This is a genomic window from Halodesulfovibrio oceani subsp. galateae, from assembly GCF_055397225.1.
Map to the genome: position 1 here is coordinate 578,757 of NZ_AP042453.1, position 12,927 is coordinate 591,683.

Genomic DNA, 12,927 nt, shown 5'->3' on the forward strand with positions numbered 1-12,927 from the left:
ATACCTTTTGAGTGCAACGGTGTCCAGCTAAATTGAAAAGCGATGAAAGCGTTTTCGTAAGTAAATTGCTACGATGTATGCGGTAAAACATTGCGCTTAGCGGGTCAGATGGGTATTGTTAAGAAGTTGTGCAGGGTTTTTGCTCTTATCGTTTTTCAAGGATTGTACCGTGAGTTTTGCTCATTTTTCTATGCATCCCATGTTGTTGGATGCCATTTCTGCCCAGGGTTTTACAGAACCGACTCCAATTCAGGAAAAAGCAGTACCGCCAGCTTTGGCTGGACATGATCTGCTAGGATTAGCCAGAACTGGAACCGGAAAAACCTTGGCTTTTGTGCTGCCTATTTTGCACAAGTTGCTCACTAGTTCCGGCAATGGTGTCCGTGCGCTTGTCGTCGCGCCTACCCGTGAACTTGCAGTACAGATTTCTTCTGATATTCAGCAAATGATCCGTAAAACAGATCTGAGTTGCGTTACTATATTTGGTGGTGTTGGTCTGCATGCTCAGCGGCAGCAGCTTAAAGGAAATGTAGATGTCGTAGTGGCGTGTCCGGGCAGATTGCTTGATCATGTTCGCCGTAAATCTATTGATCTTTCTAAAGTGAAAATGCTGGTGCTGGACGAAGCGGACATGATGCTTGATATGGGGTTTATCGAAGATATTCAGCAAATTTTACAACTGACTAATCAACGTGATCAGACGTTACTTTTTTCTGCAACCATGCCGGAAGAGTTGGAAGTCATGGCAAACCATGCCATGAGTAACCCTCTACATATTCAGGTAGATTCAATTGCACCTGTTGAAAGTGTTTCCCATGATATTTATCCGGTTGAACAGCATTTAAAGACTCCGTTACTAAAAAATATATTGCGGTCGATGGATTTTCAGTCATTAATTGTTTTTGTTCGTACCCGATACGGAGCAAAACGGTTGTGGCGACAGTTGGGGAACGCAGGGTTTGATGTTACCTGTTTGCAAGGTAAACTGAGCCAGCGCAGACGGCAGGAAGCCATGTGCGGATTTCGGCGTGGTAAGTATGCAATTTTGGTAGCAACAGATATTGCTGCCCGTGGGTTGGATATTTCTTGCGTTTCTCATGTTATTAACTACGATTTCCCGCCGACAGTTGATACATATATTCATCGAATCGGCAGAACTGGTAGGGCGAGTGCCATAGGCAGTGCCTTCACTTTTGTCGCTCCGGAGGATGCACCAATGATGAAAACATTGGAGCGTGCCCTCGGAGATGATATTGCTTGTTGCTACGTGGACGATTTTGATTACAGTGCGCAGCAACGAAGTACGGCAGCGAAGCCTGCACAGTTGAGAAAGCAGCCGCGGCCTCAACGAATCCGTAAAAAAGGTTCTATAATCGGTGCAGAACAATCTACACCGAGAAATCGTCCTGCACGTCAGAACATGCCGGGGCGTCCGCAGGCTCAAGCGCGAATTATTTCGAAGCCGACAGAGAAAAAGATTAAGCTGGAAGTCGTCAATTTGCGTCCAGCATCACGCACAGCACTCAAGCAACCGCATTCGCCGCGTAAGCTTAAGAAGCTGAGAATAGAAGAAAAGAAATTTCAAGAAATTGATGAAAGTCAGTCATAGCAGGAGACTATACAATGCCATCTTTTGACGTAGTAAACAAAGTTGATTTGCAGGAAGTTGATAACGCTGTGAACAACGTGAGAAAAGAAGTTGAAACCCGTTATGATTTCCGTGGTACAACAACTGAACTCAGCCTTGATAAAGGCAATAAACGCCTTAGCATTCTTGCAGGTGATGAGTTGAAAATGAAAGCCGTGGAAGAAATGCTCAAAACTCATTTCTTGCGCCGTAAGGTTGATCCACAGATTCTTGAATTTAAAGATCCAGAGCCAACCTCTAAGGGTGCGCTTAAGCGTGATGTTGTCTTTAAAGAAGGCATTGAGAAAGACCTCGCTAAGAAGATGGTGAAGGAGATCAAAGCCTCTAAACTTAAAGTTCAAGCACAGATTCAGGATGACCAGTTGCGTGTAACCGGCAAAAAACTTGATGACCTTCAGGCCGTCATGGCAATGCTGCGTGAAGGCGATTACGGTATTCCTCTTCAGTTTGTGAATATGAAAAACTAATAGTTTTAGTAAGTTTATTTTTCAGTAGGTTGTTAACGAAATTTGCCTCCGGCGGCTTAAGAACCTCGCTCTGCTGTCTTTATCCGTAGAACTCGAAGACTTGTTAACGGCTAAAACTTGCAAGAGGTTCTTAAGAATCTCCAGAAACTTTTGTTATGCGACAAACGCCCGTTCATGATTTTTTCACGCGGCTTATTCTCACTGACTTAAACACCAAAAAGGGTTGCCCTAGATGTCTAGGACAACCCTTTTTATTTCGCGAAAGGTAATGAGCATAAGCCGCAAAGTTACATAAAAAACGTGCTAACTTCGCTAATAAAAAGTTTTGAAGGGGGTGGTCTGGGGGAAACTTTTTTAAAAGTTTCAGCCCAGCCGCCGGAGGCAACTTCTTTGCTTATTGTTGCTCTTTCAATTGTTGAATGAACAGCTCAAGGTCATTTGGCTGTCCTTGTTGATAATCTTGAGGATAGAGGAGCGCGGCCATATAAAATGGAGATCCGATGCGAAGCGAGGTGGTCGCACTTTGTGAGAATTTGCTCAGCATGTTTTGCAAAGACGAAGCTTTTTCTGGAGGCATTTTTTTTGTTATGGGCTGCGTAAGGTGTGCGAGTCCAGAGAGCAGGCGCGCTTTTTCTTCTAGGATAGAGCGGTAGCGTTGTATTTGTTGCGGATCTTGAATTAGCTCTGCGGCAAGGGATTCTAAGTGTCCTACTTGCTCAGCTTGTTCTGAAAGTACGGATATGAGTTCATCTATCGGTTGCACTCGCATGTGTTGTTCCTCCATTTGTAGAGAATGGTAGCACCGAAATTTGGTTATTCCAAGGAGCAAGAATCGGACAGGACGTTTGCCGGTGCAAAATGGTATCTGTACATTGCTTTCTTGCGAATTATCGTTCCCGCATATACAACACAAACCTGAATTTTATGTATGTTCGGTTTGGAGATAATATATGGCACTTTTAAGTATTCAGAATGTTTCACTTACTCTAAGCGGCCCGGAACTGTTGTCCGGTGTAAGCTTGCAGATTGAAGAAGGGCAGCGGGTTTGCCTGCTTGGTCGTAACGGCGCGGGTAAATCAACCTTTATGAAGCTGATGTTCGGCGACATCAAGCCTGATGGAGGCGTGGTTGCACGTCAGCAGGGTTTGAAGGTTGCAATGCTCTCTCAGGAAGTGCCTGAAGCTATTACGGGTAACGTCTATAGCGTAGTTGCTTCCGGTCTTGGTGAGTTGGGCGAAGCTCTTGCAGCGTATCATGAAGCATCTGTGTTGCTGGATACAGGCACTGATACGGATGCTGCGCTTGCTGCAATGTCCGACGCGCAGCATGTTCTTGATGAGCGGGGCGGCTGGGAGTTGCATCAGAAGATTCAAACGGTGACAAATCATCTGAAATTGAATCCTGATGCTGAATTTTCTTCACTGTCTGGCGGTGTGAAACGTCGTACTATGCTTGCGCGTGCACTTGCTTCTGAGCCGGATTTGTTACTGCTTGACGAGCCTACTAACCACCTTGACGTGGAATCTATTACATGGCTTGAAGAATTTTTGCAGCGCTATGTAAAGTCGCTCGTTCTTATTACTCACGATAGAATGTTTATGCGCAAAGTAGCGAACCGTATTGTAGAGCTAGATCGCGGGCACCTTGCGGATTGGTCTTGCGACTACGATACTTTTTTGGTTCGTAAAGAAGAAGTGCTGCATGCGGAAGACGAAGAATGGCGCCGTATGGATCAGAAGCTCAAAGAAGAAGAGATCTGGATCCGTAAAGGCATCAAAGCGCGTCGTACTCGTAACATGGGACGTGTACGAGCATTGCAGGACTTGCGTAAAGAACGCGCAAAGCGTCGTGATCGCTCCGGTAATGTGGGCATGGCGGTGCAAGTGGCAGATCGTTCCGGTAAAGTTGTGGTAAAAGCTGATCACGTAACATATACGTATCCTGATGCCATGGTTCCGGTAATCAAAGATTTTTCTACCATTGTCTCTCGCGGTGACAAAATAGCATTTATTGGTCCTAACGGTGTGGGTAAGACTACCTTGCTGCGTTTGCTGCTTGGTGAGCTTGTGCCGCAGGTTGGAACAATTAAAGACGGCACCAAGATTGAAGTGGCATATTTTGATCAGCTGCGTAACGTGTTGAATGAAGAAATGTCTGTGCGGGATAACGTAGCGAACGGAAACGATACCGTTGAAATTGGCGGCGTACATAAGCATGTTGTCGGATACTTAAAAGAATTTTTGTTCGACCCTGAACGCATGAATATGACGGTTAATACACTTTCAGGTGGTGAGCGTAACCGCTTGTTGCTGGCAAAGTTGTTTACGCAGCCGTGCAACGTTCTGGTGCTTGATGAACCGACAAACGACCTTGATGTGGAAACATTGGAGTTGTTGGAAGCACAGATTGTTGAATTCGCAGGTACTGTTCTTATCGTTAGCCATGACCGTGCTTTTGTGAACAATGTAGTGACATCTACATTGGCATTTGAGGGCGACGGTGTGATTAATGAATATGTTGGCGGATACGATGACTGGCAGCGTCAGCGTCAGGATATTGATGCAGAAAAAGCGGCTAACAAAAAAGCTGCTCAAGAAAAGCCTGAATCAAAAAAAGAAGCCGATAAGCCGAAAAAGCTAACATATAATGAACAGCGCGAAATGACCAACTTGCGCAAAGAGCTGGAAGAAATTCCTGCAAAGCTTGAAAGTATGGAAGAAGAACAGGGAGCGGTGGAAGCTAAGCTCGCTGACCCTAAATTTTATACTAACTGCCCTAAAGAATTTGATGAAGCAACAGACCGTCTAGAGTCTCTTGCTGAAGAACAGGAAGCTGTAATGCAACGCTGGGAAGAAGTGGAAGCACGAATTACCGAGCTTTCACAGTTCGAAAAGTAGTTTTCATTTTGCGTTAGTAGATGCTGGCAGAAATCAATGTTGTACGATTAATGCTTGAGAGTTTGTTGTGCTTGGGATATAGCCGTGCACCTGCTTAAGGGATTTATTGTTTCATGCTGCTAACTGCTCGCAACGATATAGCATTGCCTTGTTATTCAAACACAGGTTGTGCTGGCGAAAATAATGCAAATATGTAGAAAAAATAAAAAGCTTAACATTTTGTTTTTTCTACATAAATTGAAAAACGGTGAAAAAAAAGTACTTCACCCCCTTTTCAATTATGAAAACAGCTTTATACTCCCTGACAGTTTTGAATAAGTATGCAACCCGATGGAGTTATCTTTATCGGGTCTGATTTAAATAGTAATTGGTGGCTTTGCCTGATTTTATGTAATGTGCTTGTTTTTAAGTATATTATAAGGCAAGGCGCAAGACTGACACATCCGGATGTGGCAGTTGAGAATTTAGATAGTAACATTATGTTGGAGGTTTATACTTATGAATCTGAAGCCACTGAGCGATCGAGTTCTGGTAAAACGCCTTGAAGCTGAAGAGAAGACTGCTGGCGGTCTCTACATTCCTGACACTGCCAAAGAAAAGCCTTCTCGTGGTGAGATCGTAGCTGCAGGTCCTGGTCGTGTTGAAAATGGTAACACCATCGCTATGACTGTTAATGTTGGCGACGTTGTTCTGTTCAACAAATACGCAGGTAACGAAATCAATATCGACGGCGAAGAATTCCTCGTTATGCGCGAAGAAGACGTTCTCGCAATTATCGCTTAATATTTTTTTCCTCTCTTTAGATTCTTAGGAGATATACCAAAATGGCTAAAGAAATTCTTTTTGACGTAAAAGCTCGCGAAAGCCTTTCTCGCGGTGTTGATAAACTTGCTAACGCTGTTAAAGTGACCCTCGGCCCTAAAGGCCGTAACGTTGTTATCGAAAAATCTTTCGGTGCTCCTGTTATCACTAAAGATGGTGTTTCTGTTGCTAAAGAAATCGAACTCGAAGACAAGTTCGAAAACATGGGCGCACAGATGGTTAAAGAAGTTGCTTCTAAAACTTCTGACATCGCTGGTGACGGTACAACTACTGCTACCATCCTCGCTCAGGCAATCTACCGTGAAGGTGTTAAACTCGTTGCTGCTGGCCGTAACCCAATGGCTATCAAACGCGGTGTGGACAAAGCTGTTGAAGCTCTCGTTCGCGAACTTAACGCTCTTGCAAAACCAACCCGCGACCAGAAAGAAATCGCACAGGTTGGCACCATCTCTGCTAACTCCGATGCTACCATCGGTAACATCATTGCTGAAGCAATGAGCAAAGTTGGTAAAGAAGGCGTTATCACTGTTGAAGAAGCAAAAGGCCTCGAAACTACTCTTGACGTAGTTGAAGGTATGCAGTTCGACCGTGGTTACCTTTCTCCTTACTTTGTGACCAACGCAGACAAAATGGTTGCAGAAATGGACGAGCCTCTCATCCTTATCTGCGAAAAGAAAATTTCCAACATGAAAGACATGCTCCCTGTTCTCGAACAGGTTGCTAAAATGTCTAAGCCACTCGTTATCATCGCTGAAGATGTAGACGGCGAAGCTCTTGCAGCTCTCGTAGTTAACAAACTCCGCGGTACTCTTAACGTTGTTGCTGTTAAAGCTCCTGGTTTCGGCGAACGTCGTAAAGCAATGCTCGAAGACATCGCTATCCTTACCGGTGGCCAGGTTGTTTCTGAAGAAATTGGTGTTAAACTCGAAGCTATCACTGTTGCAGAACTCGGTTCCGCTAAACGTGTAGTAATCGACAAAGAAAACACCACCATCGTTCATGGTGCTGGTAAAGCTGAAGACATCAAAGCACGCGGCAAAATGATCCGTGCTCAGATCGAAGAGTCTTCTTCTGACTACGATCGTGAAAAACTTCAGGAACGTCTCGCTAAAATCGTTGGCGGCGTAGCTGTTATCAACGTTGGCGCAGCAACTGAAACCGAAATGAAAGAGAAAAAAGACCGTGTAGAAGATGCTCTCAACGCAACTCGTGCTGCTGTTGAAGAAGGCATCGTGCCTGGCGGTGGTACTGCTCTCGTTCGCGTTTCTACTATCCTCGACGAAGTAAAACCTGCTGATGACGACGAAGCTGCTGGCGTACGTATTATCCGTCGCGCTATCGAAGAGCCTCTCCGTCAAATCGCTGGCAACGCTGGCTTCGAAGGTTCCGTAATCGTAGAGAAAGTTAAAATCGGTAAAGACGGCATGGGCTTCAACGCTGCTATCGGCGAATACGAAGACCTCATCAAGTCCGGCGTTATCGATCCTAAAAAAGTAACCCGTATCGCTCTGCAGAACGCAGCTTCTGTTGCTTCTCTCCTGCTCACCACTGAGTGCGCAATCGCAGATAAGCCTGAACCTGCTGGTGCTGCTGCAGCTCCTGCAATGCCAGGCGGCATGGGCGGCATGGGTGGCATGGGTGGCATGTACTAATTAGTACAGTCCAACCTAGCTATCACGCTATTAAAAGGCCGGAGTTTTTACTCCGGCCTTTTTTGTGTATGAACACTTTTTTAAAGATACTGCGCTGTCTTCCGAAAAGTAGTTAGAAAACGTCTTCGGGGACGATTTGTACTATTAACGTGAAGAGGCGCACATGCATAATGTAAGAAGAATATGGACAATCGCTCTTGTGGTTGTTTTGGTATTAGCAACAGCAGGTTGCTTAAAAGTAAGGCGAAAGGCTACATTTGCGCGTACAGCGTCGCCCGTAGTTTATGAAGAGTTTGTAGCTGTGGATGACTGGAGTGAGTGGGCGGCTGAAATAGCTAATCACGTAGCCAAGTCTATTAAAGATCGACCAGACCTTGAAGGCAAACCAATTTATATGCGCCCGATGAACGACAGAGCGTTTGCTACTGGTTTCTACAGCTTGCTGCATACTGAGCTGGTAAGCCGCGGGTTGCAGGTTGCTGTGCAGCGGGAAGAAGAAATGCTTATCTTAAGTTATGCAACACTTCCTGTTTCAACTGAGCGTCGCGGACTTATGCAGGCCAGCAGTGATGCGCGTCTTATTGGTTCATCCGGTGATGATACGCTTGATGATAGCAATAATGTTACCTCAACATATTACGATAAATCTGATAGTGATGAAGATAGAGCTGTGATCCTCTCTGTAGGTATGAGCTATAATAATCGGTATGTCATGCATGCATCATCAATCTTGCGTGTTGCTGTGGACCAGCAGGCAAATTTTGTTTCTCCGTATGAACGCGGATATCAGGTGGAAGAATTTCCTACTCGAACAATCAAGGTTACAGGAGAATAGTAATGCGAAACGTTCTGATTCTTTTAGTAGCGATTACATGTTTGTTGCCAGCGGCTGCATTTGCAGAAAACGGAAGCGTTTTACCTCCAGCGCCGGAGCAGATTGTAACCTTGCCGGAATTGCGTTTTGAGCCTTCATCACTTTCTGCTGAAAACTTTATGGCTGCCGATGTGATTGCAGAGCAGATGAGTGGCAAGGTGAGCCGTAACAGTCCTGTGCTTATTGCGAGCATGGTTCAGTTGAACGACCTTCGTCATTCTTCCATGCTTGGAAGACTCGTGATGCAGCAAATTTCATCGCGCATTAGCCAGTTCGGATATAAAGTTTTGGAATCACGTCTTAAGAAAAAGTATTCTATCATTCCTAAAGAGGGTGAGTTTATTTTAAGCCGAGATGTATCCGAACTGATGAAAAAAGAGTACAATGCTCAAGTGGTGCTGGTCGGCAGCTATGTGCCGACACCGTACAGAGTGTATGTTTCTATTAGATTGCTGCGTATTGCGGACGGTGTTGTTATGGCAGCACACGAGTACACGTTAAAAAGTAGACGTGAGTTTGCTGTTTTGCTTCGTGAAGACAAAGATGAGCAGCGTGACTTGTGGGCGATGTTTAACAAGCGTCCAAATGCATATGCAACACAGAGAAAAAGCGGAAAAGCTAGAAAAGGTGTACAGTTGTCTTCACCTGATTTAATCAGGCCGCAGGCAGATGGTGATATAGAAATGACCAACTTTCCAGTCCTGAATGCCCCGGCAAATGCTTCCGAATTAAAAAGGTAGTGAAAAATCGCTATAAGTGAGTGTTTATGCTTGATGGGACAGGCAAAACCCTCTATGTATACACAGCTGTTCGGTACTATATTTTATTATTTTTAGTCAGCTGCCAGTAAAATGGGGGCTGACGTTTTGTATGTTTATGATAAACTTGACGTGAACGCGTATACTCTGTAGAAGAGGCCGTTCATTTTTTTAAAGGAGTCATCTCATGAAGAGAACTTACCAGCCTAGCAAAATCAAACGCAAAAGAACCCACGGTTTTCGTGCTCGCCTCAAAACCGTTAGTGGTCGTGCGATCCTTCGTCGCAGACGCGCTAAAGGTCGTGCGAAATTATCTGCCTAACGTTCCCAAGAACACATCGGCTGACCCGGCGGCCAGACTTCGTTAAATGTTACGATGATGGTCGCCGATACTTTTCTAAAAATTTCGTTCTGTTTGTTTTAGAAAAGGAAGAACCCCTCGCCTTATGGCGAGTGGGGTTGGCTGTAACGAAGAAAACAGGATCGGCAGTACAACGTAACCGCGTAAAACGTGTGTTGCGTGAGTTTTTTCGACTGAATCAGCGGGAAATACCGAACGGCATTGATTTAGTTGTTGTGCCAAAACGCCGATTAGATCCTGAGCGTGTTGACCTAAAATTTGTCACACAGGAAATTTTACCGATCATTCACAAATTGCGTGAAAGGTCCGCTCAGGTTGGGGAAAACGAAGCGTAATGAAGAAAACCTTCCGCACGCTGCTGGTAGCGCCTATACGATTTTACCAGCTCTGTATTTCGCCTCTTTTTCCGCCTGCCTGTCGCTTTGTTCCATCGTGTTCAGAGTATGCAGCGCAGGCCGTGATGCGCCACGGCTTTTTGAAGGGATCAGCTCTCGCCGGATGGCGCATTTTGCGTTGTAACCCCTGGTCTGCAGGGGGGCACGATCCCGTCCCGCCTTCCAAAGAAAATAATCCCGATGCATAGGAGCTATTGAGGGCCCATGGATAAAAACCGAGTCATAATTACCGTTGTACTCTGCCTTGTTATCACCGTAGGGTGGAACTATCTTGCCGAGTACATGGGATGGCTACCGCAGCCTGTTCAGCAGACCGCGGTAGAAGGAACTACCAATGTAGATTCCAACTCCCTTGCTAAGGTTCAGCCAGCACAAAACACACCAGCACCAGATTTGCCTGCTTTCACTGCTGAAAGCGGACGCACTGTTACTGTTGATACTCCCCTTTACACCGCAACATTTCACTCTAACGGCGGTGTGCTGCAGAGCTTTGTTCTTAAGAACTACAAAGCTGAAAACACCCCCGATTCTCCAAATGTTGATCTCATCGGCAAACCTGCTTCTGCTTTTGCTCCTCTTGGCCTCCTCATTGATGGCGACCGCACTTGGGAAAAAGCAGCTTGGAGCTTAAAAGGCTCTGATCTTACCATTGAAAATGGTAAGGGTGGCATGCTTGTGTTTGTTGGTGAAGTAGATGGTTTGCGTATTGAGAGAGAATTCTCATTTACAGCAGACACCTACACTATTACAGAAAAGACTAATATCATTAACGTGGGTACTAACCCGCGTAATGTTCGATTAGATTACACTCTTGATACCGACAGTATGGCCGACATTGACAACCCGTACAATAAAACGCGTGTTGCATGGTTTACTGACACCGAAGGTCTTGATACTGAAGAAGATATCGATGATCTCGGTCAAGGCATCAGCAGTACCCTGCCTATGATGTGGGCAGGCGTGGAAAGCAACTACTTTATTGCTGCCATTGCACCTAAAAGTGCTGACCTTGCTCTGAAAGCTAAATACCAGAGCGGCGTGTACAGACTTGCACTTGAAAAAGATAATATTGGAATTGCTCCGGGCAGCATGTCAACTGAGACTGCTACCTATTACTTTGGCCCTAAGATTACCAAGTATCTTGCTGTTGCTCCTAATGTTTTGAGTGCAGCTGAAGACTACGGTTTCTTTACTGTTCTTGCAGTGCCAATGCTCAAAATGATTAACTTCTTTGAGCAGTATGTGGGCAACTACGGTATAGCAATTATCCTGCTTACTATTCTTATCAAGATTGCATTCTGGCCATTATCTCGTAAGAGCTATAAATCTATGGAGTCTATGAAAAAACTCCAGCCAATGATGCAGAAAATTCGCGAAAAATATGCAGATGATCGCGAAAAACAGAATGCGGAAGTTATGGCATTGTACAAAACTTACAAGGTAAACCCTGTAGGTGGCTGTCTGCCAATGGTTATCCAGATTCCAGTATTCTTCGGCCTGTATCAGGCGTTGCTTAACGCAATTCAGTTGCGTCATGCTTCATTTATTGATTTCTTGCCGTTCACAAACATGCCTTGGCTTTCTGACTTGTCTGCACCAGACCCATATTACATCACTCCTATCGTGATGGGTGCAACAATGCTGCTTCAGCAGCTGCTCAGCCCGAGCACCGGTGACCCGACTCAGCGTAAGATGATGCTCATCATGCCTGTAGTCTTTACGTTTATGTTCTTAAACTTCCCTTCCGGGCTCGTAGTGTATTGGCTTGTAAACAACGTGCTTTCCATCTTCCAGCAGTGGCTCATGCTACGTAAGGCGTAACGCCTCTGTTTTTCAAACGCGATTACCTTCTGAGGTGTATGCATGGATGGATACAAAGAGTTCAAGGGTAAGACCCTTGACAGCGCTATCGAGGAAGCGTGTAGCTACTTCAATAGTCCTCGGGAAAAACTGGAAATTGACCTCATTAATGACGCGAAGACCGGTATTTTTGGTCTAGTTGGGGCGAAGAAAGCTAGAATCAGAGCCCGCAGAATGCAGGTTCAATTTGATTCGCAGGCACTGTCTGCCCCATCAGAGACTTCCCGACGCTCTAAGAAAAGTACCGCATCGGTTACGGCGGAGCCAGAAACCGAGCGGAAGACTGAGAGGCCGAAACAACGGCAGGAACGTCCTAATAAACGTTCTGAAAAACCTCAGCCTGTTAGACAACAAAAACCTAAAGAAAAGCCTGTAGCCTCTTCTGAAGAAGCTCAGACTGCAAAACCAAAACAGGAACGTGGACGCCCCCAGCGCTCCAAGCCTGAAGGCAACCGAGGTCAAAAACCGACCCAGAAGCCTTCCGAAAAGCCTCAAGGTGTAAAACCTGCTCGTAAGAAACAAGAGGCAAGCGAAGAGAACAGGGAAGGGCAGCAGCGCGGTCGTAATGGCCAGCGTCGTCGTCCTCAGAAAGAGCATTCTCCTAGACAGGATAATGCACCGGCTCCAAGACAGCAGCGTCCGGCTAGACCGGCACCTGTTATTGAACCGGTTAAAGCTGATCCGATTCCTGAAGCAAACCTTGACGAGCTCGATCAGACTGAGCTGTTGAAGGTAGTAACAGAAGTAGTAAACCGCCTTATTACTCCTGTAATCGGTGAGACTCCGGTTGAAGCCCGTATTGAAGACGGACGCGTTAAAGCTTCCATCTCAAGTGGCGACAACTCAGGGCTCCTGATTGGCCGTGAAGGCCAGACACTTGCTTCGTTCCAGTACCTTGCAAACCGTATTGTCGCTAAGATGTTCGGTGTTGCAGTGCGAGTACAACTGGATACTGGTGATTACCGGGAACGTCAGGATGAAAAATTGCGCGACATTGCTCTTCATTTAGCTGAAAAAGCTAAAACTATGGGCAAACCGCAGTCTACTCGTCCACTTAGTTCTTATCATCGCCGCGTGGTTCACCTTGTTTTACAAGAGGATGACGAAATCCAGACCCGCAGTAAAGGTGATGGCCCGCTCAAGCGTGTTATCATCGGTCGTAAACGCAAATAGCGTTTTTGACGATACAGTAT

General features: G+C 45.6%; 13 protein-coding genes. 12 read left to right on the forward strand and 1 reads right to left on the reverse strand.

Translation table 11 applies throughout. The annotated features are described in order from the left end of the window. Positions 1–169 precede the first annotated feature (169 nt). Both ACZ5V1_RS02540 and ACZ5V1_RS02545 read left to right on the forward strand, forming a co-directional pair. Complete coding sequence (locus ACZ5V1_RS02540) at positions 170–1,609, forward strand: DEAD/DEAH box helicase (protein ID WP_464390468.1); 1,440 nt, start codon at positions 170–172, stop codon at positions 1,607–1,609. Positions 1,610–1,623: 14 nt separating this feature from the next. Further along, positions 1,624–2,115 (forward strand): YajQ family cyclic di-GMP-binding protein, encoded by a 492-nt coding sequence (locus tag ACZ5V1_RS02545; protein ID WP_464385676.1) that lies wholly within the window; start codon positions 1,624–1,626, stop codon positions 2,113–2,115. Between the two features lie 394 nt (positions 2,116–2,509). Here the strand turns inward: ACZ5V1_RS02545 and ACZ5V1_RS02550 are convergent, their stop codons facing one another. Next, a complete protein-coding gene (locus ACZ5V1_RS02550; protein ID WP_464390469.1) occupies positions 2,510–2,878 on the reverse strand; it encodes a hypothetical protein in 369 nt (122 codons plus the stop codon). A 187-nt stretch (positions 2,879–3,065) separates the two neighbouring features. Here ACZ5V1_RS02550 and ACZ5V1_RS02555 point away from each other — a divergent pair, with 187 nt between their 5' ends. From ACZ5V1_RS02555 to ACZ5V1_RS02600, 10 genes are all read left to right on the forward strand, one after another. Then, positions 3,066–5,012 (forward strand): ATP-binding cassette domain-containing protein, encoded by a 1,947-nt coding sequence (locus ACZ5V1_RS02555; protein WP_464390470.1) that lies wholly within the window; start codon positions 3,066–3,068, stop codon positions 5,010–5,012. 498 nt (positions 5,013–5,510) lie between these two features. Next, entirely contained in the window at positions 5,511–5,795 is a 285-nt protein-coding gene (gene groES / locus ACZ5V1_RS02560) for a co-chaperone GroES (protein ID WP_290923553.1), read from the forward strand. 41 nt (positions 5,796–5,836) lie between these two features. After that, positions 5,837–7,486 (forward strand): chaperonin GroEL, encoded by a 1,650-nt coding sequence (gene groL, locus ACZ5V1_RS02565; protein ID WP_464390471.1) that lies wholly within the window; start codon positions 5,837–5,839, stop codon positions 7,484–7,486. Between the two features lie 163 nt (positions 7,487–7,649). Then, the gene (locus ACZ5V1_RS02570) at positions 7,650–8,321 is read left to right on the forward strand and encodes a hypothetical protein (protein ID WP_464390472.1); all 672 of its coding nucleotides are present in this window, start codon (positions 7,650–7,652) and stop codon (positions 8,319–8,321) included. Positions 8,322–8,323: 2 nt separating this feature from the next. Further along, entirely contained in the window at positions 8,324–9,100 is a 777-nt protein-coding gene (locus ACZ5V1_RS02575) for a FlgO family outer membrane protein (protein ID WP_464390473.1), read from the forward strand. Between the two features lie 205 nt (positions 9,101–9,305). After that, positions 9,306–9,440, forward strand: a complete 135-nt coding sequence (rpmH, locus tag ACZ5V1_RS02580; RefSeq protein ID WP_464385682.1) for a 50S ribosomal protein L34 — start codon at positions 9,306–9,308, stop codon at positions 9,438–9,440. A gap of 20 nt (positions 9,441–9,460) precedes the next feature. After that, positions 9,461–9,814, forward strand: a complete 354-nt coding sequence (rnpA, locus tag ACZ5V1_RS02585; protein ID WP_464391599.1) for a ribonuclease P protein component — start codon at positions 9,461–9,463, stop codon at positions 9,812–9,814. Further along, complete coding sequence (gene yidD, locus ACZ5V1_RS02590; protein WP_464390474.1) at positions 9,814–10,062, forward strand: membrane protein insertion efficiency factor YidD; 249 nt, start codon at positions 9,814–9,816, stop codon at positions 10,060–10,062. The genes rnpA and yidD overlap by 1 nt, the downstream gene beginning before the upstream one ends. Before the next feature lie 16 nt (positions 10,063–10,078). Then, entirely contained in the window at positions 10,079–11,695 is a 1,617-nt protein-coding gene (yidC, locus tag ACZ5V1_RS02595) for a membrane protein insertase YidC (RefSeq protein WP_464390475.1), read from the forward strand. Between the two features lie 42 nt (positions 11,696–11,737). After that, a complete protein-coding gene (locus ACZ5V1_RS02600) occupies positions 11,738–12,907 on the forward strand; it encodes a Jag family protein (protein ID WP_464390476.1) in 1,170 nt (389 codons plus the stop codon). Positions 12,908–12,927 lie beyond the last annotated feature (20 nt).

What these genes read in the sequence shown, in the direction of transcription:
- ACZ5V1_RS02545 (WP_464385676.1), top strand. Translation starts at nt 1,624, where the DNA reads ATGCCATCTTTTGACGTAGTAAACAAAGTTGATTTGCAGGAAGTTGAT.
- ACZ5V1_RS02555 (WP_464390470.1), top strand. Translation starts at nt 3,066, where the DNA reads ATGGCACTTTTAAGTATTCAGAATGTTTCACTTACTCTAAGCGGCCCG.
- groES (WP_290923553.1), top strand. Translation starts at nt 5,511, where the DNA reads ATGAATCTGAAGCCACTGAGCGATCGAGTTCTGGTAAAACGCCTTGAA.
- groL (WP_464390471.1), top strand. Translation starts at nt 5,837, where the DNA reads ATGGCTAAAGAAATTCTTTTTGACGTAAAAGCTCGCGAAAGCCTTTCT.
- ACZ5V1_RS02570 (WP_464390472.1), top strand. Translation starts at nt 7,650, where the DNA reads ATGCATAATGTAAGAAGAATATGGACAATCGCTCTTGTGGTTGTTTTG.
- ACZ5V1_RS02575 (WP_464390473.1), top strand. Translation starts at nt 8,324, where the DNA reads ATGCGAAACGTTCTGATTCTTTTAGTAGCGATTACATGTTTGTTGCCA.
- rpmH (WP_464385682.1), top strand. Translation starts at nt 9,306, where the DNA reads ATGAAGAGAACTTACCAGCCTAGCAAAATCAAACGCAAAAGAACCCAC.
- yidD (WP_464390474.1), top strand. Translation starts at nt 9,814, where the DNA reads ATGAAGAAAACCTTCCGCACGCTGCTGGTAGCGCCTATACGATTTTAC.
- yidC (WP_464390475.1), top strand. Translation starts at nt 10,079, where the DNA reads ATGGATAAAAACCGAGTCATAATTACCGTTGTACTCTGCCTTGTTATC.
- ACZ5V1_RS02600 (WP_464390476.1), top strand. Translation starts at nt 11,738, where the DNA reads ATGGATGGATACAAAGAGTTCAAGGGTAAGACCCTTGACAGCGCTATC.